At 66.3% G+C, this 19,292-nt stretch carries 22 protein-coding genes and 1 pseudogene; 6 read left to right on the top strand and 17 right to left on the bottom strand.

Features of this window, described 5'->3' with window-relative positions; genetic code table 11:
- Positions 1–35 precede the first annotated feature (35 nt).
- Positions 36–521, top strand: a complete 486-nt coding sequence (locus ACX36O_RS03800) for a YajQ family cyclic di-GMP-binding protein (protein ID WP_371686910.1) — start codon at positions 36–38, stop codon at positions 519–521.
- On the opposite strand, the gene ACX36O_RS03795 is transcribed toward ACX36O_RS03800, so the two are convergent.
- The 3 genes from ACX36O_RS03795 to ybaK all read right to left on the bottom strand — a co-directional run bounded on the left by ACX36O_RS03795 (position 518) and on the right by ybaK (position 2,096).
- Positions 518–871, bottom strand: a complete 354-nt coding sequence (locus ACX36O_RS03795) for a RidA family protein (protein ID WP_371686911.1) — start codon at positions 869–871, stop codon at positions 518–520. The genes ACX36O_RS03800 and ACX36O_RS03795 overlap by 4 nt on opposite strands.
- A gap of 78 nt (positions 872–949) precedes the next feature.
- The gene (plsY, locus tag ACX36O_RS03790; RefSeq protein WP_213359635.1) at positions 950–1,573 is read right to left on the bottom strand and encodes a glycerol-3-phosphate 1-O-acyltransferase PlsY; all 624 of its coding nucleotides are present in this window, start codon (positions 1,571–1,573) and stop codon (positions 950–952) included.
- Between the two features lie 31 nt (positions 1,574–1,604).
- Positions 1,605–2,096, bottom strand: a complete 492-nt coding sequence (gene ybaK / locus ACX36O_RS03785) for a Cys-tRNA(Pro) deacylase (RefSeq protein ID WP_213359632.1) — start codon at positions 2,094–2,096, stop codon at positions 1,605–1,607.
- A 444-nt stretch (positions 2,097–2,540) separates the two neighbouring features.
- Between ybaK and ACX36O_RS03780 the strand changes: the two genes are divergently transcribed.
- The 3 genes from ACX36O_RS03780 to sbcB all read left to right on the top strand — a co-directional run bounded on the left by ACX36O_RS03780 (position 2,541) and on the right by sbcB (position 5,718).
- Positions 2,541–3,212 carry a YiaD family glycine zipper/OmpA-like lipoprotein gene (locus ACX36O_RS03780; RefSeq protein WP_213359629.1) on the top strand — a complete coding sequence of 224 codons (672 nt, stop codon included), beginning with the start codon at positions 2,541–2,543 and terminating at the stop codon, positions 3,210–3,212.
- Positions 3,213–3,328: 116 nt separating this feature from the next.
- A complete protein-coding gene (locus tag ACX36O_RS03775; RefSeq protein ID WP_213359625.1) occupies positions 3,329–4,270 on the top strand; it encodes an alpha/beta fold hydrolase in 942 nt (313 codons plus the stop codon).
- 5 nt (positions 4,271–4,275) lie between these two features.
- The gene (sbcB, locus tag ACX36O_RS03770; RefSeq protein ID WP_213359619.1) at positions 4,276–5,718 is read left to right on the top strand and encodes an exodeoxyribonuclease I; all 1,443 of its coding nucleotides are present in this window, start codon (positions 4,276–4,278) and stop codon (positions 5,716–5,718) included.
- Positions 5,719–5,794: 76 nt separating this feature from the next.
- Here sbcB and atpC read toward each other — a convergent pair whose 3' ends face one another.
- The 14 genes and pseudogenes from atpC to ACX36O_RS03700 form a co-directional block, all read right to left on the bottom strand.
- Positions 5,795–6,325, bottom strand: a complete 531-nt coding sequence (gene atpC / locus ACX36O_RS03765; RefSeq protein ID WP_213359617.1) for an ATP synthase F1 subunit epsilon — start codon at positions 6,323–6,325, stop codon at positions 5,795–5,797.
- Position 6,326: 1 nt separating this feature from the next.
- Positions 6,327–7,238 carry an ATP synthase F1 subunit gamma gene (gene atpG, locus ACX36O_RS03760; protein ID WP_371686915.1) on the bottom strand — a complete coding sequence of 304 codons (912 nt, stop codon included), beginning with the start codon at positions 7,236–7,238 and terminating at the stop codon, positions 6,327–6,329.
- Between the two features lie 443 nt (positions 7,239–7,681).
- Positions 7,682–7,927 carry a DUF2274 domain-containing protein gene (locus ACX36O_RS03755; RefSeq protein WP_371698359.1) on the bottom strand — a complete coding sequence of 82 codons (246 nt, stop codon included), beginning with the start codon at positions 7,925–7,927 and terminating at the stop codon, positions 7,682–7,684.
- 107 nt (positions 7,928–8,034) lie between these two features.
- Positions 8,035–8,241, bottom strand: a pseudogene (locus ACX36O_RS03750) (LysR family transcriptional regulator); the annotation flags it as partial.
- A 27-nt stretch (positions 8,242–8,268) separates the two neighbouring features.
- Positions 8,269–9,762: a cryptochrome/photolyase family protein gene (locus tag ACX36O_RS03745; protein ID WP_213359611.1), complete on the bottom strand. Its 1,494-nt coding sequence runs from the start codon at positions 9,760–9,762 to the stop codon at positions 8,269–8,271.
- A gap of 7 nt (positions 9,763–9,769) precedes the next feature.
- Complete coding sequence (locus ACX36O_RS03740; protein ID WP_213359608.1) at positions 9,770–10,459, bottom strand: glutathione S-transferase family protein; 690 nt, start codon at positions 10,457–10,459, stop codon at positions 9,770–9,772.
- Positions 10,456–10,935 (bottom strand): nuclear transport factor 2 family protein, encoded by a 480-nt coding sequence (locus ACX36O_RS03735; protein WP_488360083.1) that lies wholly within the window; start codon positions 10,933–10,935, stop codon positions 10,456–10,458. The genes ACX36O_RS03740 and ACX36O_RS03735 overlap by 4 nt, the downstream gene beginning before the upstream one ends.
- A 3-nt stretch (positions 10,936–10,938) precedes the next feature.
- Positions 10,939–11,721 (bottom strand): SDR family NAD(P)-dependent oxidoreductase, encoded by a 783-nt coding sequence (locus ACX36O_RS03730; RefSeq protein WP_488360082.1) that lies wholly within the window; start codon positions 11,719–11,721, stop codon positions 10,939–10,941.
- Positions 11,722–11,725: 4 nt separating this feature from the next.
- Complete coding sequence (locus ACX36O_RS03725; RefSeq protein WP_488360081.1) at positions 11,726–12,262, bottom strand: DUF3833 domain-containing protein; 537 nt, start codon at positions 12,260–12,262, stop codon at positions 11,726–11,728.
- A gap of 4 nt (positions 12,263–12,266) precedes the next feature.
- Positions 12,267–13,571: an MFS transporter gene (locus ACX36O_RS03720; protein WP_213359586.1), complete on the bottom strand. Its 1,305-nt coding sequence runs from the start codon at positions 13,569–13,571 to the stop codon at positions 12,267–12,269.
- Positions 13,568–14,131 (bottom strand): chalcone isomerase family protein, encoded by a 564-nt coding sequence (locus ACX36O_RS03715; RefSeq protein ID WP_250130966.1) that lies wholly within the window; start codon positions 14,129–14,131, stop codon positions 13,568–13,570. Before ACX36O_RS03715 ends, ACX36O_RS03720 begins: the two co-directional genes overlap by 4 nt.
- 61 nt (positions 14,132–14,192) lie before the next feature.
- Positions 14,193–15,431 carry a class I SAM-dependent methyltransferase gene (locus ACX36O_RS03710; RefSeq protein WP_371698366.1) on the bottom strand — a complete coding sequence of 413 codons (1,239 nt, stop codon included), beginning with the start codon at positions 15,429–15,431 and terminating at the stop codon, positions 14,193–14,195.
- Positions 15,432–15,433: 2 nt separating this feature from the next.
- Positions 15,434–16,246 carry a DUF1365 domain-containing protein gene (locus ACX36O_RS03705; RefSeq protein ID WP_213359565.1) on the bottom strand — a complete coding sequence of 271 codons (813 nt, stop codon included), beginning with the start codon at positions 16,244–16,246 and terminating at the stop codon, positions 15,434–15,436.
- Positions 16,243–17,547, bottom strand: coding sequence for an NAD(P)/FAD-dependent oxidoreductase (locus ACX36O_RS03700; RefSeq protein WP_371698367.1), 1,305 nt, complete (start codon positions 17,545–17,547; stop codon positions 16,243–16,245). The genes ACX36O_RS03705 and ACX36O_RS03700 overlap by 4 nt, the downstream gene beginning before the upstream one ends.
- Positions 17,548–17,668: 121 nt before the next feature.
- Here ACX36O_RS03700 and ACX36O_RS03695 point away from each other — a divergent pair, with 121 nt between their 5' ends.
- Together ACX36O_RS03695 and ACX36O_RS03690 are read left to right on the top strand one after the other, a co-directional pair.
- Positions 17,669–18,643 (top strand): MerR family transcriptional regulator, encoded by a 975-nt coding sequence (locus tag ACX36O_RS03695; protein ID WP_488360080.1) that lies wholly within the window; start codon positions 17,669–17,671, stop codon positions 18,641–18,643.
- An 18-nt stretch (positions 18,644–18,661) separates the two neighbouring features.
- Positions 18,662–19,264: a lipocalin family protein gene (locus ACX36O_RS03690; RefSeq protein WP_213359548.1), complete on the top strand. Its 603-nt coding sequence runs from the start codon at positions 18,662–18,664 to the stop codon at positions 19,262–19,264.
- The last annotated feature ends 28 nt before the right edge of the window (positions 19,265–19,292 follow it).

Here is a 19,292-nt window from a genome sequence, read left to right as displayed (position 1 = left end):
ATTCCCAAGACACACACTACGAGCCAGGAGCCCTCATGCCCTCTTTTGATACCGTCTGCGAACCCAATCTGGTCGAAGTCAAAAACGCCGTCGAAAACACCTCCAAGGAAATCGGCACCCGCTTCGACTTCAAGGGCACCAGTGCCGCCATCGAGATCAAGGACAAGGAAATCACGCTGTTCGGCGATGCCGATTTCCAGTTGCAGCAGGTGGAAGACATCCTGCGCAACAAGATGACCAAGCGCAACGTCGACGTTCGCTTCCTCGAAATCGGCAAGGTCGAGAAGATCGGTGGCGACAAGGTCAAGCAGGTCGTGAAGGTGCGCAACGGCATCGAGAGCGAGCTGGCCAAGAAGATCCAGAAAATCATCAAGGACAGCAAGATGAAGGTGCAGGCCTCCATCCAGGGCGACTCGGTGCGCGTGACCGGCGCCAAGCGCGACGACCTGCAGGCCGCCATGGCGCTGATCAAGAAGGACGTGACCGACGTCCCCCTGAGCTTCAACAACTTCCGCGATTAAGCCGCGGCAGTTACCACCACTTCGATGCGCCAGGCCGGGTCGGCCAGCGCCGCCTGCACGGTGGCGCGGGGCGGGCTGTTGGCGCTGTCCACCCACTCGTCCCACACGCTGTTCATCACGCCGATGTCGGCGATGTCTGCCAGGAAGATCTGGCACATGAGGATGCGCGACTTGCTGCTGCCGGCTTCGTGCAGCAGGCGGTCGATGGTGGCCAGCACCTGGCGCGTCTGGCCGGCCATGTCGGCGTTGGCGTCGTCGGGCACCTGCCCGGCCAGATAGACCACGCCGTTGCAGATGGCCGCGTCGCTGTAGCGCGGCTCGACGTTCAGGCGGCAGATGGAATGACCCATGTGCTTTTTCTCTCCGATTTTTCAACCGCGACAGAAAGCTGCGCGGAAGGTTTGCTGACGAACAAGTCTGGCAACGCCCTATTTCTTGCTGCCAATACGGCCTTCTTCGCCGGCCAGCAGGCGGCGGATGTTCTCGCGGTGACGCCACAGCAGCAGCATGCTCATGAGGACCACCGCCATCAGCACCGGGCCCTCCACCTTCCACCAGCCGTTGATGCCCAGCATGTAGACCAGCGGCGCCGCCATGGCCGCCACCAGCGCCGCCAGGGACGAGTAACGGAACACGAAGGCCACCACCAGCCAGATCGCCAGCACCAGCAGGCCCAGCAAGGGACCGAAGCCGATCAGCACGCCGGCGGCAGTGGCCACGCCCTTGCCGCCCTTGAACCGGAAGAACACCGGATACAGGTGCCCCAGGAAAGCCGCCAGGCCCACCAGCGCCACATCGGTCGCGCCCAGGCCCCACTGGCCACCCCAGTGCTGCACCACGAACACCGGCAGCCAGCCCTTGAAGGCATCCAGCAGCAGCGTGAGGATGGCGGCTTTCTTGCTGCCGCTGCGCAGCACGTTGGTGGCGCCGGGATTGCCGCTGCCGTAGCTGCGCGGGTCGCTCAGGCCCATGGCCTTGCTGACGATGACGGCGAAACTGAGCGAGCCGATCAGGTAGGCCAGCACGAGGGCGATCAGGGAAGAGGTTTGCATGAATGAAGGAAGTTCGTTGCGAGGTCAGGCGCTATTCTGCCAGTGCACAGTCCACCGGCTGCGCCTGCAGCAGCTGGATGCACACCTGCGGATCGATACCTAGCAGATAGCCGCGGCGTCCGCCATTGAGGGCGATGCGCGGCAGCTCCAGGATGCTGCGCTCGATATAGACCGGCATGGCGCGCCGCGTGCCGAACGGTGAAGTGCCGCCAACCAGGTAACCGCTGTGGCGCTGCGCCACTTCCACCGCGCAAGGCTCGATATGCTTGCGTCCGGTCTGACGCGCCAGCTGCTTGGTGGAGACGCTGCGGTTGCCGTGCATCAGCACGACGAGCGGCTGCCGGTCCTGGTCCTGCATCACCAGCGTCTTGACCACGCTGAACGGATCCAGCCCCAGCACCTCGGCGCTGTGGCGCGCGCCGCCATGCGGCTCCCACTCGTAGGTATATTCCTCGAACGCGATCCCGTTCTTGCGCAGCAACTGCGTTGCGGGCGTTTCGCTCACATGCGGTTTTTTTGCCATAGGCACCATTATCAGGGCTCGGCACGTCTGCATTCGCGTCTTGCCAGCCTTGCTGTCAAGGGGAAGCAGCACATCGGCGCATGGGAAAACAACAGTCCGCTCCCCGTAGCCAGTGCGACTTGCAACCATTCGCAAGCATGGGCGCCGCAGCCTGCCAAATGCCTGCAGCTTTTCCCTAAGCGTTTGAAAACAATGGAGATTCCAATCCTTGTCACGCCTTCGTGCTGACAAACTCCTGACAGTTGCGTTTACGGGTTTTCGTGATGTTTTTCCCGTTTCACCCATGAATTCACAAGCATCATCCGGAAGACTTTCAAAGTCGGATACAAACAATTACCAACCGGATCAGCACCGTCCTACAAATTTGCCATGACGCGCTGCCTAGAATGTAACCGTTGCGAGCAAAAAACCGCTGCAAGCAATCATTTTCAAAGGAGATAGAACATGAAGAAGGCTTTCACTTCCCTGACTATTGCTGCTTCCGCTGCCGCCCTGCTGGCAGGTTGTGCCGCTGATGGCACCATGACCACCACCGGTCGCAACACCGCCATCGGCGCTGCCGTGGGTGCTGGTCTGGGTACCGTGGTGGGTAACCAGGTTGGCGACCGCGACAACCGCACCCGCGCCACCGGCGCTGCCGTTGGTGCCGCCCTGGGCGCTGCTGGTGGCTACCTGTGGTCCCAGCGCATGGAACAGCAGAAGCAGGCCATGCAGCAAGTGACCGCCGGCACCCCGGTTCAGGTCTCCCAGACTGCCGACAACCGCCTGAAGATCAACATCCCGTCTGACGCCGGCTTTGCCACCAACTCTGCCGTGCTGAACGCCAACATGTACCCGATCCTGCAGCGCCTGGCCCAGACGCTGAACCAGAACCCGGCTGCCACCGTGTCCATCGTGGGCCACACCGACAGCACCGGTACTGATGCCATCAACAACCCGCTGTCCCAGCGTCGCGCTGATGCCGCCAAGGCCTATCTGGTGAGCCAGGGCGTGGCAGGCAGCCGTATCGCCACTTCCGGCGCCGGCTCCACCCAGCCGATCGCCAGCAACGCCACCGTCGATGGCCGCGCACAGAACCGTCGCGTGGAAATCTTCGTGGCCGAGCCGGCCCGCTGATTCACGCGTCTGACCTCGCGTTGAATGCAAAGCCACCTTCGGGTGGCTTTTCTGCGTCCATAGCAGGCATACTTTGGGAATCTGATCTGTTTCATTTGTCAATTTTGCTGTACCCCATGGCTTCCGATACCACACTTCCCCCCTACCAGCCCCGCCGCGAAGCGCAATCGCATCGCCTGCCCATCCGCGACCTGCAGCACCATGTGCTGGAATGGGGCCAGCCGCGTGAAGGCCAGCCGCTGCTGGTGCTGTGCCATGGCTGGATGGATGTGGCGGCGTCGTACCAGTTCCTGGTCGATGCCCTGCAGCAGGATCGCCATGTCATCGCGCCGGACTGGCGCGGTTTTGGCAGCACCTCCGCCAGCCAGGCCGACCACTTCATCTTTGCCGACTACCTGCTGGACCTGGACTATCTGCTCGATCATTTCGCGGGCGACGCCCCGGTGGATCTGGTAGGGCACAGCATGGGCGGCAACGTCGTCACACAGTATGCCGGCGTGCGTCCGCAGCGCGTGCGCCGCCTGGTGAACCTGGAAGGTTTCGGCCTGCCGGCCACCCAGCCGGAAGATGCGCCCCAGCGCCTGGTGCAGTGGATGGACAACGTGCGCGCCCTGCGCGCCGGCACCCTGAAGCTGCGCCACTATCCGGATCTGCCGGCCGTGGCCCGGCGCCTGCAGCAGACCAACGCCCGCCTGCCGCTGGACAAGGCCCTGTGGCTGGCACGCCGCTGGGCCGAACAGGATGCCGACGGAAACTGGCATATCCAGGCGCATGCCGGCCACAAGATTCCCAACCACCAGCTCTACAACGCCGACGAGGCCATGGCCTGCCTCGCCTGCATCACCGCGCCCACGCTCTGCGTCGAGGCGCGCGAGGACAGCATCGGGCAGTTCTGGGGCGAACGCTACACGCAGGAGGAATACCGTGCCCGCATGGCGCGCATTCCCGATGTGCGCCACGCCATCGTGGACGATGCCGGCCACATGCTGCACCACGACCAGCCCGAAGTGCTGGCCCGCCTGATCGAGGATTTCCTGGGCGCCGAACAGCCCGCCTGACCGACATGATCCCTACCTTTCTCTGGCACGACTACGAAACCTTCGGCATCAACCCGCGCAGCGACCGCCCGGCGCAGTTTGCCGCCATCCGCACCGATGCCGACCTGAACGAAATCGGCGAGCCGATCAACATCCTGTGCCAGCCGGCGCCAGACTATCTGCCCAGCCCCGGCTCCTGCCTGATCACAGGTATTACGCCGCAGCAATGCCTGCAGCAGGGACTACCCGAGTGGCAGTTTGCGCGCACCATCCACGAGGCGATGGCGCAGCCGGGCACCATCGGCGTGGGCTACAACACCATCCGCTTCGACGACGAGTTCACCCGCTTCCTGTTCTGGCGCAACCTGATCGACCCCTATGGCCGCGAATGGCAGAACGAATGCGGGCGCTGGGACCTGCTGGACGTGGTGCGCATGACCTATGCGCTGCGCCCGCAGGGCATCGAATGGCCGGTAATCGATGGCAAGCCGAGCTTCAAGCTCGAGCATTTGAGCGCCGCCAACGGCCTGGTGCACGAGGCAGCGCACGACGCCCTGTCCGATGTGCGCGCCACCATCGCGCTGGCGCGTCTGCTGCGCGAGAAGCAGCCGCGCCTGTTCGAGTTTGCCCTGGGCCTGCGCCGCAAGGACCGCGTCGCCAGCGAACTCGGCCTGCCCGCCACGCAGCAGACGGCACAGCCCTTTCTGCATGTCTCCGGCATGGTGCCCGCCGAGCGCGGCTGTCTGGCGCTGATGTGGCCACTGGCCAGCCACCCGACCAACCGCAACGAGCTGCTGGCGTGGGACCTGCGCCACGACCCGTCCGAACTCGCCCTGCTGGATGCCGAAGCCATCCGCCAGCGCCTGTTCACGCGCAGCGATGCACTGCCCGCGGGCGTGCAGCGCCTGCCGATCAAGAGCATCCACCTGAACAAGTCGCCCATGGTGGTGCGCAACCTGCGCACGCTGAGTCCGGAGATGGCGGCACGCTGGCAGTTCGAGCTGGAGCCGCAATTGCAGCATGCGGTATTGGCGCGCGACCTGCCCGACATGAGCGCCATCTGGGCGCAGGTGTTCACGCGGCCGGCAGCGGGCACTGCAGTCGACGTCGATGGCGATCTGTATGGCGGTTTCCTGGGCAATGGCGATCGTCGCAAGCTGGACGAACTGCGCCAGCTCTCACCTGCGCAACTGGCGACCAGCCGCAGCAGCTTCGAGGACGAACGGCTGCCGGAACTGCTGTTCCGCTACCGTGCGCGCAACTTTCCGGACACCCTCACGCCGGAAGAAGCCGGGCAGTGGCAGGAGCACTGCACCGCACGCCTGCTCGACGGCGAAGGCGGCGCCCGCAGCGTCGACGCCTTGCTGGCCGAACTGGACGAACTGCAGCAGCAGGATCTGGCGCCGGAAAGCATGCAGGTGCTGGAGCAGCTGTACGAATATGCAGAGATGGTGGTGCCGCAGGATTGAACGGGATCGCCGGCAGCCCGTGTCTGCGAATACATGCACGACAAGCCGTAACGGCGCATAAATCCTGATCAGGAATTTACTTATCTCTGCCGAAAAGCACCAACTGGAAAAAGCGCAACAGTTCGGCATCCAACGCGGCCTTGATACCGGCGAAATCGGCCGCCCGCGGTTCGGCCGGACGTTCTGCCTCGGCCCGGTGCATGGCTTCCGCACGGCGGCGCGCATCGGCATCGTCGGAGTGTACGGCGTGGTCCGCCAGCACGCGCACATAGCCCGGCCCCACCTCCGCCAGACCGCCGATCACGTACACCGATTGCCCCTCGCCATGGCGCTGGTCGCGGTAGACCAGCGGGCCGGAGCGCAACAGCAGCAGCATCGGATCGTGGCCCGGCAGCACGCCCAGGCTGCCAGCCTCTCCGGGCAGCGTCACTTCCTGCACGTCGCCGTCGAACAGCAAGGCGTTGACGGTGCTGACCTGCAAGTGCAGCTTCTGCGGCAGCGCCTCGCGCCCGCCGGGATGGAAGCTGCCGATATTGGCACGCTCCGCCCGTGCACCGGAAGCCGGCAAACCGGATACGCCCTTGGGGGCTGCCTGGGGGGTGATCATCCTATCGTCCATCGATTGCCGCCGCTCCTGCCACGATTTCGATCAGTTCGCGCGTGATCGCTTCCTGCCGTGCCTTGTGGTACTGCAGGGTCAGTTCCTCCACGCGACGGTCCGCGTTCTCGGTGGCAGACTTCATCGCCGTCATGCGGGCGGCCTGCTCGCATGCGGCGTTTTCCGCCACCGCCTGGTAAATGATGGTTTCAACATAACGCCGCAGCAAGGCATCCACCGCCTCTGGCTCGCCAGGCTCGCACACATAATCCACCGGGGCGTAGGAAGCATGCCCGATGGCCGGCTGCAGGTATTCGGGCACGCCCACCAACTGGTCGTCCAGCGGCAGGAAGCGCGACACCACAGGTTCGTAGTTGAGCGTGTTGACAAAACGGTTGGTGGCCACGTACAACTCGTCGATCTCACCTTTCAGGAACTGCATGATCGGCACCGACATGGTACCCAGCAGTTCCTCGGAATGCTGGAACTCGCAGCCGCAGGGCACGTGCGCCACCACCTTGAAGCCGGCACGGCTCAGGGTGGAGAAGCCGCGCAGCCCCACCACGGTCAGCGACACATCGCGCCGCGCCTGTTCCCAGGACGACAGCTGCGCCACCACCTGCTGCAGCAGGCGGGTGTTGAGCGGGCCGCACAGCCCCTTGTCGGTAGTGACCACGATCACGCCGATGCGGTGCGCCGGCACGCGCCGGGCCATCAGCGCCGGCTGGTAATCCTGATCCACGCGCACCAGGCGCGCCATCATGCCGCGCAGAATGCGGCCATAGGGCCTGATTGCCTCGGCCCGCTTGCGCGCCTGCGCCAGCTTGGCAAAGGAGATTTGCTGCATGGCACTGGTGATCTTGCGCGTCTTGCTGATATTGGCAATCTGCGCACGGATATCGCGGGTATTGGTCAACTGCATTGCTTCTATTCTGCACCCATTGCCCGGCGTTGTGCCTGATCTGGCAGTCGCGTACCGGCGGCGCCACCTCATTATATTAATTCATTAAATGTAATGTTGTCACCGCTCATTGCCGCAGTAGAACACTGCGGCACCTGCAGGGCCTTTTCCCAATCGGGCATAAAAAATTGCTGGTGTCAAGCTCCGTGTGCAAATCGCCCACGGCTTGAAACTCTATACAGGACGCTAGGTTATCTCTGTTTTGGGCCGCTTGAAGTGACTGCGGCGTTGTGGGCTAGGTGCCACATAAGACCGACGAGAAAGAAAGCCGGGGCGCGTTGCATCGGGTGCGTTCCCCAACAGCAGGCCGACTTGTCTCTCCATATTAGCCCAACTGCACGACTACCAGAACGACAAAACGCAGCCTGTGGCTGCGCTTTGTCGTTGGAGTGATGTCAAGATCGTCAAGGCTGTTTTTGCACGGCAACTTTGGCTGTTGTTCCTTTCCTGAATCCCCGATCCCCGGCCATGAACACCTCCAGCATGTGCGGGATCAACTTCTCGGCATCTACAACCTCGCCATACGCCTGCGCGTGCAGCGCGGCGTATCGGTCGAGGTCGGCCTTCAAGCTGGCCGGACAAGCAAAGGTCAGCTTGACGCTCTCGGTCTTGGGCAGCGGCCCCAGCCGCAGTTTCTTGGTCGTACTCATCGCATCGCTCCCCTGTTGAAGAACAGCGGCTGGTACGGCCGCAGCACCAAATCGCGGTTGACGATGATGCGAACCGGCAGACGCAGGCCGGTCAAAGGCCGTTATGGCGGTAATTCAGGCTGAAAAGGCCGCCCAGCACGGGTTAACTGAGTGCTACGGGTGGTGCGAACAAACAGGCTCGCTCCCAGTTCCTCCTCCAGCTCTTTGATAGCGCGGGACAGAGGTGACTGATCAATGTGCAACCGTTCTGCCGCACGGGCGAAGTGGAGTTCTTCAGCAACGGCTAAGAAGTAACGGAGGTGACGTAATTCCATAGTTCTGAGCCCTCATGAAACTTCACTTTATGAAATAGGCGAAAAACGCATCAGTGTGCGCTCGCGTGCCCTGGCGTGATCGACGACAGGCTGCGGGTAGTCCACCCCCAGCCGCAGACCGCAGGCCGCGAGTTCGACCGGCTTCATGGCGGCGGGAAAGTGGATGTGCGCATCCGGCACTCGGGCCAGTTCGGGCAGGTAGCGGCGGATGAACTGCCCGTCCGGATCGAAGCGTTCGGACTGCGTGATGGGGTTGAAGATGCGGAAGTAGGGCTGCGCGTCGCAACCGGTAGACGCGGCCCACTGCCAGCCGCCGTTGTTGGCGGCCAGGTCGTAGTCGTTCAGGTGCTGGGCAAAAAAGCGCTCGCCGCGGCGCCAGTCAATGCCCAGATCCTTGGTCAGAAAGCTCGCCACCACCATGCGCAGGCGGTTGTGCATGTAGCCGGTGTGTAGCAATTGGCGCATGGCGGCATCGACCAGCGGGTAGCCGGTGCGTGCCTCGCACCAGGCCTGCCACAGTTCAGGGGCCTCGTCCCACTGCACGCGGTCGTATTCGGGCTTGAAGGACTGCGTGACCACCTGCGGGTGATGCCACAGGATCATGAAATAAAAGTCGCGCCAGGCCAGCTCGGACAGCCAGGTCTGCGCGCCCGCGCTGCCTTCGCATGCCTGCTGCGCCGCCAGCGCCGCCAGCTGACGGATGGACACGGTGCCGAAGCGCAGGTGCACCGACAGGTAGGACACGCCCTTGCGCCCGGGGTAGTCGCGCGCCTCGTGATACGCCGCCATGCGTGGCGCAAAGTCGTGCAGCAGCTGCTGCGCACCGCGCATCCCGGTGGGTAGAGGCAGCGCGTGCAGGTTGGTGGGGACAAAGCCCAGGTCTGCCAGCGTGGGCAGGCGCTCGCCGGCAGGTGGCGGCGCCAGATGTCGTGCGTAGCGCGCCACCGGGTAGGGTTTGAGCTGGAAGGCATCCAGCCGCTGCAGCCAGGCGCGCTTGTAGGGGGTAAACACGCTGTAGGGCCGGCCCTGTTGGGTCAGCACCTCGTCACGCTCCAGCAGCACCTGGTCTTTGTAGTCGCTAAAAGCGATGCCCAACTCGCCCAAGGCCTGGGCCACGCGCTGGTCACGTTCAAGGGCCTGGGGCTCGTAGTCGCGGTTGGCCAGCACCTCCTGCACGCCCAGCGCCTGCGCCAGTTGCACGATGCACGTCAGCGACGGGCCGTGGCGCACGATGAGCCCGCCGCCGGGCGCGCCGCTGCGTGCGGCCAGCTGCTGCAGGCCGTCGTGCAGCTCCAGCACGCTGGCGTGGATGAACTCCACGCGCCGGTCGCAGCGCGTGGGCAGCGCATCCAGGATGTCGGTGTCGAACACGAAGGCGCAGTACACGCGCTCATGGCGGCGCAGCGCGTGGTAGAGCGCGGCGTGGTCGTGGCAACGCAGGTCGCGGCGCAGCCACACCAGGGCGCTGGGGGCCGTAGCCGCCACGCCGTTGCTGCCCGCAGGTATTTTTTTTATCGTCATGGTCCGTTCACGAGGACATCAACACCGGCCCGCCCTTTTGCAGCGCACGCTGGTAGGCAGGCCGTGCCTGCAGGCGCTGGCGGTAGGCGGCCAGATGCGGCCAAGCCGCTTCGTTGCCGCCCCGGGCCAGGGCTGCCTCCACGGCAAAGCTCATCTGAAAGTCCGCCATGGTGAGGTGCTCGCCCGCAAACCAGGGGTGCTGCGCCAGGTGCGCCTCCATGAAGGCCAGCGCGGTCTGCACGTTCGGCGTGATGAGCTTTTGCTGCACCTTGGCACACAGGGCGCGGGCCACGGGCCGCACCAAGAACGGCATGGGCTGGCGCGGAATGGAGTCGAACACCAGCTTCATCACCAGCCAGTTCATCAGCGAGCCCTCGGCGTAGTGCATCCAAAAGCGGCACTGGCGATGCTCTGCGGTGCCGCGCGCGGGCTCCAGGTGGGCAAGCTCTGCCGGCGCCTGGGCGCCAAAGCGCTCGGCCAAGTATTCGATGATGGCGCCGGACTCGGCCACCACGGTGTCGCCATCGGTCACCACGGGCGATTTGCCCAGGGGGTGGATACGCTTGAGTTCGACAGGCGCCAACCGGCTTGCCGGGTCGCGCCGGTAGAGGCGGATGTCATAGGGCACGCCCAGCTCCTCCAGCAGCCAGAGGATGCGCTGGGAGCGCGACATTTCAAGATGGTGAACGGTGATCATGGTGCGGCCTTGTGGGTGGCGGAAGCTGCCTTGCGCAGCCAGCGCATCAGAGTGCCGAGCAGTGGCAGTTTTTCGTACAGCTCTTCGGCGGCATCCCAATAGTCGCGGTGCAGCGTTACGCGTCCCTGGGTGTCAAAGCGCACCAGGGTGGCGCCGCGGATGCATTGCGCCACCTGAGGCCGCCAGCGCCGCATGCGAAAGTGAAATTCCCAGCGCAAAAACGCCTGCTTGCCCTGCACGAGGTGCTGCGTGACGACGAAACGCGGCTGCTCCAGCGTGTCAAACATGTGCGCAAACACCTGCGCAATGGCGGGTACGCCGCGCACGTAGTTGAAGGGGTCTTTGAACTGCGCGTCGGGCGCGTAGTAGTCGCCCAGCCGCGCCAGGTGCGCGGGGCTAAGCTGCTCGTACAGCGCAATCAGTCTTTGCACGGCGGCGGGGGTGTCGGGGCACGAAGCGGCGGGAGAGGTCTGCATGGGTCAAAGGCCGGTGAAGCGGTGCACCAGCGGGAAATACCAGCGGTACGGCAGGCAGCGCATCAGGCGGAGCACGCCCGTGAAGCGCTTGGGGAAATGCGATTCAAACACCCCCCGCTCCCAGCCGCGCACGATGGCCAGCGCCGCCTGTTCGGGTGTGATGAGGGACGGCATGGTGAACTGGTTTTGTGCCGTGAGCGGCGTATCGACAAAGCCGGGGTTGACCAGGCTCACGCCCACGCCCTTGGGGCGCAGGTCGAGAAACAGGTTTTCCGCCAGGTTGATTAGCGCCGCCTTGGTGGGCCCATAGGCCAGGCTTTGCGGCAGGCCGCGCCAGCCGGCCACGCTGGCCACCAGGCTCAGGTGCGGCGCGCGCCCGGCGCTGGCGGACTGCAAGAGCGCGGGCACCACCGCGGCCAGCACATGCAGCGCGCCAGCGACGTTCACGCGCTGGTGCTGCAGCAGCTCGGGCAAGTCCAGCGCGTCGGCCGCCATGGGGCGGTAGTAGCCGGCGCAATAAAGAACCAGATCCAGCGGCCCGCCCTGCAGCAGCTGCTGCGCAGCGCTGGCCGTGGCCTGGGCGTCGGTCACGTCCAGCGCCAACGCCTGGCTGCCGGGGTGCTCGCGCACGAAGGCGTCCAGCAGGCCCTGCTGACGCGCCGACACGCACACCTGCGCCCCGCGTGCGTGCAGCAGCGCGGCCACGGCACGCCCAATGCCGGTGGACGCGCCCACCAGCCATACGCGCTTGCCGTGCCAGTCGGTGATGGGGGGGTTCAGAGGCATGGGCTCATTCCTTGCTGAAGGACAGCAGTACCTCGCCCAGCGTGATGCCGAACTTGCTCATGGTGGCGCGGTTGAGCATCACGCGCTCATCGACCAGGAACATCCAGTCGTCGAACTGCACCTCGTACTCCTTGCCGTCCACCGGCAGGCGCAGGGTGTAGTTCCAGCGGAAGGCGTTGCCGGACTCCTGCCCCGCGGCCTCGCCCACCACGTCGTCGGCGCGCCCGGTGTAGCGCCCGCCCTCGTGCTTGGTCAGGCGCCAGACGCGGCGGGAGGTGCTGCCGTCGGAATAGCTGAAGGCTTCGTCCAGCACGCCCTGGTTGCCCTCCCAATGGCAGTCCATGACCACGGTGAAGCGGCGTACCACCTCGCCGCCGCGCTTCTGGAAAATGCCGTGGGCACGGATGCGGCCATTGAAATAGCGATCGAGCTGCAGCGCGGGGCGCTGCTGGGCGTAGTCGCTGACCTGCGGCCCGGCGCAGCCCGCGAGGACGGCCGAGCCCGCAAGCATGGTCAACAAAACATGGCGGCGTGTGTTCATGGTGTCACTCCTGGGGGTGGTCTGGAGAATCGATCAGCAGCAAGTGCAGCAACGACGCGGCCACCAGCTTGAGCGCGCAGGGCAGCAGCGCGTAGACCCAAGCCAGGTGCTGCAGCGCATAAAAATCCTGGCTGCCGGGCGTGTAGCCCAGCCATTGCAAGAGCGGCAGCGTGGCGCCTGCGGCCAGCGCCAGGTTGAGCTTGGTGGCCAGGTTCCACCAGCCCAAGTAGGCGCCGTCGTGCACGCCCTGGGCACCGTGGCGCTCGATCAGCAGGGCCAGCAGCGCGCCGGGCACGGCCAGGTCGGCCCCCAGCGCCATGCCGGACAGCACGCAGATCACGCCAAAGGCAAGCACCTGGCCGCCTTCCAGGCCCGCAGCCCAGCCAAAGCAGACCACAGCCAGCAACATGCCGGCCAGCCACGCGCGCTCCAGCCCGAAGCGGCGCACCACGCGCAGCCAAGCCGGCATGGACAGCGCGCCACTGACGAAATACAGCACAAGAAACAGCGCGATCTGCGGCTGCGTGGCCAGCAGCCGGTCCTGGGCGAAGAACAGCATCAGCGCGGCCGGTATGGCGCTGGCGATGCCGTTGCACAAAAACACGGTCAACAGGCGGCGGAATGGTGATTCGGCCAGTGGCTGCCACAGCGCAGGACTGGGTTGATGCCCCCTATCGCGTAGCGCAACCGCCACCGGCGGGCGCGGCGCGCGCCACAGCACCAGCCAGCCGGCCAGCAGTGCCAACGCAAACACGGCCAACATACTGCCCGCGCCCCAGGCCACCGACAGCGCGCTGGCCGTGACCACGCCCAGCAGCCCCGCCCCCTCGCGCCAGGCCACGATGCGGCTGCGCTGCAAGGCGTCGCCCCCCAGGCGCACGCCCCAGGCCTGGTGCGCGATGACCAGCAGGCTGTGCGCCAGGCAGGTGAACAGCAGCCCCGCCACCATCCACACCGCCAGCGCCGCTTTACCCTGCACGCGGGGGAAGAACAGGCCCGCCAGGCCCAGCGCCAGCAGCAGCGCCGCAGCCCCGGCCACCCACAGCACGGCCTGCGAGGTGCGGCGGTACAGCCGATCACTCAGGCGGCCCAGCAGCGGCTCAGCCCCAGCATCCATCAGCCGCACCAGCATCAGCAGCGCGCCCACGGTGGCCAGCGGCAGGCCCAGGTCGCTGGCGTAGTAATGCGGCAGCACCACGTACAACGGCAGCGCGGCAAAGGCCAGTGGCAGGCCCAGCAGCCCGTAGGCCAGGCCGGCGCGCCAGGGCAGCACCTGCGCGGCAGTCCACGGAAGATGGGCGCGGGTCATGGCCCGCCTTCTGATCTGCGCGCCAGCAAGGCGCTGCGCAGGCCGGGCTCGGAGGTGCGCGGCGACAGCCAGATGGCGAAAAAGCGGCGCGCCAGCTCGGCATCGTCCGTGACGCCCAGCAACTGCTCGCCGCGCCAAAAACGCATGCCCCGGCCGGGTTGGTACAGGCCGGTCAGCCGGTCGCCAGACTGCACATCGGGCAGCAAGGCGGTCAAGACTTTCAGCCAGCGTTGCGCCTGCGCGGGCGGCAACTCACCCTGGCGCTCGATCTCGTCGATGGAGCGCTGCGCGATGGCCGCGCCCTTGAAGGCGCGGTGGTAACTCAGCTCCAGCGCCAGCGGGTAGTCACCAAAGTCGGCCGCCTTGAATTGCGGGCCCACCCACAGGCGGGCGTCGTAAATGCGCAGCCCCAGAAAGCGCATCTGCCCCTGGCCCAGCAGGGCTGCGGCGGGCAGCGCCTGCTGCACAAAGCTGGGCGGGGCGGCTGCGCCATCGGCCGCAGCGGTGGCGCTGGCGACCGCGGCCCCCAAGGCCACCGCCAGCACGCCCACGCGGGCCATTCGGTTTAGCGATGAAATGAGGCTGTAAGGCATATGCAGAAAGCGCGAGCAGCTATGGTTTTTAATCTTTCACCAAGGTGTACTGCACCACGTCGATGTTGCGGCTGTCGAAGGCCGCCTCGCAGTACGCCAGGTAAAACTCCCAGGTGCGCAGGAAGGCCGCATCAAAGCCCTGGGCCAGCACCTGGGCGCGCCGCTCGGTGAACTGGCGGTGCCAGCGGCGCAGGGTTTCGGCGTAGTCGGGGCCGAAGGCGAATTCCTCGATCACGCGCAGGCCGGCCTGCTGCGCGGCGGCGCGAAAGCGCGCCGGGCTGGGCAGGCAGCCGCCAGGGAAGACGTACCGCTGGATGAAGTCCGTGCCCTGCACGTAGCGGTCGAACAGCGCGTCGTCGATGACGATGCTTTGCACACAGGCCCGCCCGCCGGGCTTGAGCAGCCGCGCCAGCGCGCCAAAGTAGCTGGGCCAGTAGGCCTGGCCCACGGCTTCCACCATCTCGATGGAGCAAATGGCGTCGAATGGCCCGTCCTGTATGTCGCGGTAGTCCTGCAGGCGCAGATCAGCCTGCGGCGCCAGGCCCGCGGCCTGCAGGCGCACCTGGGCAAACGCCAGCTGCTCGGTGGACAGCGTCACGCCCGTCACATGGGCCTGACACTCGCCCGCCGCCATCTCGGCCAGTGCGCCCCAGCCGCAGCCAATTTCCAGCACGCGGCTGCCGGGCTGCACGCCGGCGCTGTGCAGGGCGCGGCGCACTTTGGCGTGCTGCGCAGCGGTCAGGTCGCCCGTCAAGTCACCCTGGAACCAGGCCGACGAGTAATTCATGCTCGGGTCCAGCCACAGCTGGTAGAAGGCGTTGCCCAAGTCGTAATGGGCGTGGATGTTGCGGCGGCTGCCCGCGCGGCTGTTGCGGTTGAGCAGGTGGCGCAGCCGGTAGGCCAGGCGCCCCCACCAGGCGCCGTAGACCAGGGATTCCAGCGCATCACGGTTGGCCATCAGCAGGCGCAGCAGGTCGGCCAGGTGGGGCGTGCTCCATTCCTGGGCGATATAGCCCTCGGCCAGGCCGATGTCGCCCGAGCGCAGCACTGCGCCAAACACGCGCCAGTGGTGCAGGTGCAGGCTGGCGTGCGGGTAGCCGCCCTGGCCCGCGCCCTGGCCCACTTGCAGCGTGCTGCCGTCGGGTAGCTCCAGGTGCAGCGTGCCGTGCTGCAAGCGCTGCAGCAGGCGCAGTCCGCTGCGCGCGCTGGCGGGCGCACTGGCGGGCAGGGGCAGCGAGAACGGGTTTGTCGTCGTGGTGGTGTTCATGGTCAGTGCTCGGATGAGGATGAACGGGAAACGGGCAGCACCGGCGCGGCGGGCTTGGCGTGGAATGGCACGTGTTTGAGCCACAGCAGCAAGGCGTTCCAGAGAATGCGGGCCATCACGCCCAGCGTCAGCAGGGGGTAGCGCCACAACGCGCGGCGGCGACTGGCGGCGGTAAGGGGTTCGAGCCGCCCGGCCATGCCGGTGAGCAGCACCGGGCCTTCGGCGTCGTGGTAATCGATACGCACCCGCGCTGAGCCCAGGCCTTCGGGCCCGCTGCGGCGGAACTCGAAGCGGTAGCCGCCCTCCACCGCGCAAAACGGCGACACATGAAAGGCCTTGCGCGCCTGCAGCTCCTGGCCGTAGCGCGGCTGATCGAGCAGATAGGCGTGGCGCTCGCCAAAGGTGTTGTTCACCTCGGCCACGATGGCGCGCAGGCTGCCGTCGCTGCGGTGGCAGTACCAAAAACTTACCGGCTTGAAGCTGTAGCCCAGCACGCGCGGGTAGCACTGCAGCCAGATCTCGCCCTGCGCGTCGGTAATGCCCTCGGCATGCAGCAGCGCCTCCAGCCAGGCCAGTGCGCCGCCGTGGCTCGCGTCGCTGCCGTCGCCGTGATCCGCATCGCGAAAGGCCAGCACCCCGGCGCGGTTCAGGGCCAGCACCCCCGCCGCCTGCGGCTGCGCGCGCAGCGTGCGCATGGGCAACATGAGGAAGAAGGTAGGCACGCTGAAGCGGTGCTGGCGCGGGCGCAGCCGCGTGTGCCACACATGGCCGAAGCCGATGTGCGGCACAGGGCCGGGTGCGGCAGCGGGGGTCATGCGGCCTTCCTGCGCTGCATCTGCGCCAGCAGCGCATCGGCGGCGCGCCAGCCCGACTGCAGGCCGTCTTCATGAAAACCGTAACCCGTCCAGGCACCGGCAAACCAGGTGTGCTGCGCGCCCTGCAGCTGCGGCACGCGCTTTTGTGCGGCCATGGCCCCCAGGTCGAACACCGGGTGGTCGTAGTCGAACTCACCCAGCACCTGTGCCGGGGCAATGTCGTGCAAGGGGTTCAGCGACACCAGCACCGGCTGGGCAAAGGGCAGCGGCTGCAGGCGGTTGAGCCAATAGTGCAGGCAGACGCGGGCCGATTCCTGTGCGCCGCTGGCCGCGCGCTCGTAGTTCCACGCGGCCCAGGCGGCACGGCGCTGGGGCATCACGCGGGTGTCGGTGTGCAGCACGGCGCGGTTGGGCTGGTAGCGGATGGCGCCCAGCACCTGTTGTTCAACAGCGCTGGGCTGGGCCAGCAGGCGCAAGGCCTGGTCGCTGTGCACGGCCAGCACCACGGCGTCGAAATGCTCGGTGCCGGCGCTGGTCTGGATGAGCACGCCGGCGGCGTTGCGCTGGATGCGTTCTACTGGCGTTGCCAGCCGCGCGTCCAGCCCTTGCACGATGGCATGGACGTACTGGCGCGCGCCGCCCGCCACCGTGTACCACTGGGGCCGGTTCTGCACCTGGATCAGGCCATGGTTGTGGCAAAAGCGCACCATGGTGGCCACGGGAAAGCGCAGCATCTGGTCCGTCGGGCAGCTCCAAATGCAGCCCAGCATGGGCAAAAAGTACCAATCACGAAACGCAGCGCCAAAGCCGTGCTGGTCAAGAAACTCGCCCAAAGGCTGGGCCAGCGCCCGGTCTTCACCGCGCTCGGCCAGGGCGGTGCACAGGCGGTTAAAGCGCAGCAGCTCGGCCAACATGGCCAGAAAGCGCGGTCGCAGCAGGTTGCGCCGCTGGGCAAATACCGTCGCCAAGCTGGAGCCGCTCCACTCCAGCGCCCCTGCCCCCAGCGCGCCAGCACCCGGCACCTGTACCGAGAACGACATGTCCGACGCCGCCGTGGGTACGCCCAGTTCTTCCAGCAAGCCAATCAAACCGGGATAGGTGCGCTCGTTGAGCACCAGAAAACCCGTGTCCACGCCGTGCGTGACGCGCTGGCCCTGGGCATCGGGCAGCGTGACATCCACCGTGTGGGTGTGGCCGCCAAAATAGCTGCCCGCCTCGAACAGCACCACCTGCGCGTGCCGCCGCAGGCGGTGCGCGGCCGCCAAACCCGAGATGCCTGATCCGATGACTGCGACTTTCATGGGCCTGATTCCAATCTGCGGTACTGTGGAGTGCAGCCTTGGCTGCTGCACATAATGCGTATTGTACTAGACAAAATTATTTTTGTCTTAGACAATTAACGCAACCCATCCTCCTTTGTCCATGAGCACCCCAACTCCCGCACCGTCTTTTACTGCACCCCCCACCGGCGATGCAGGCCTGCCGATTGCCGCCGTGGAGCGCGAAACAGGCCTGGGCAAAGACACCTTACGCGTGTGGGAAAAGCGCTATGGATTCCCTGCGCCCACGCGGGATTCGGCGGGTGACAGGCTGTACAGCGCAGCCCAGGTGCAGCGGCTCAAGCAAATCCGCCGGCTGCTCGATGGCGGCCTGCGGCCAGGCAAGGTGGTGGGCCTGGATGACGCCCAGTTGGGGCAATTGCTGGAAAGCCAGGAACCGGCCACCACAGCCTTTTTGTCCAAGACACACAAACAAGACTCTCTCCACTCGCACCTGCTGGAGGAACTGCTCCACGCCATCGGCACGCACGATCCGCGCGCGCTGCGGCACGGCCTGAGCCACGCCCAGCTGCGCATGGGCCTGGGGGCTTTTGTCACCGATCTGGTCGCGCCTTTGACGACTGCGGTGGGCGACGCCTGGGCGCAGGGCCGCTTCGAGATTTACGAGGAGCACCTGTACACCGAGGTCATCACCGGCGTGCTGCGCCATGCCATTTCCACGCTGGCGCCGCAGCCCGTGCCGCTGGGCCCCAAGGTGCTGCTGACCACGCTGCCGCAAGAGCAGCACAGCCTGGGCCTGCTGATGGTGGAAGCCCTGTTGGCGCTGGAGGGCTGCACCTGCGTGTCGCTGGGCACGCAAACGCCGCTGACCGACATTGCGCAGGCCGCGCGGGCCCACCGCGCCGACGTGGTGGCCCTGAGCTTCAGCAACGTGCACAAACCCGCCCTGGTGCAGGCCAGCCTGCGCGAGCTGCGCGCGCAACTGCCCCCCGCCACCGCGCTGTGGGTGGGTGGCGCCTGCACCGCGCTGTACCAGCGGCCGCTGGCAGGCGTTAGCGCCGTGGCGCAGCTGCCTGCCCTGCAACCGCTGGTGGCGCAGTGGCGCCGCGGCCCATGAACCCCTGGAGGACTTTGTATGCACACCGCCGCCCGCACCCTGCGTAGCGCCCGCCCATCGCGCCAGCATCGCCATCGCCTGGCACTGCTGGCCCTGCTGCTGGCCGGCACTGTCCTGCTGCTGGCGGGCTGCGCCAGCACCCGCCCGCCGCAGGGCGTGACCGCCGTGACGCCGTTTGACATGCAGCGCTACCAGGGCCGCTGGTATGAGCTGGCGCGCCTGGATCACGCCTTTGAGCGCGGCATGACCGATGTGTCCGCCACCTATACCGCGCAGGCCGACGGCAGCGTGCGCGTGGTCAACCGCGGCTATGCCCCGGCCAGCGGCCAGTGGCGCGAAGCCGTGGGCAAAGCCCTGTTCACCGGCGCGCCCACCACGGCGTCGCTCAAGGTGTCGTTCTTCGGGCCGTTCTACGGCGGCTACCACGTCGCCGCGCTGGACCCGGACTACCGCTGGGCCCTGGTCGTGGGGCCTGATACGGGTTACGCCTGGATTCTGGCGCGCGACAAGCACATCGCCCCGGCACAGCAAAACGCCATCGTCGCCCAGGCGCGCGCGCTGGGGGTCGATACCGCCGCGCTCATCTGGGTCACGCACGAGCGCCAGGACCCGGCGCACTGACCGCCCCACGCATCGGCCCCCACCCCAG

The organism is Brachymonas sp. KE5, assembly GCF_057773645.1.
Note: the sequence above shows the minus strand (reverse complement) of the source record. Positions and strands in the feature narration are given on the sequence as shown.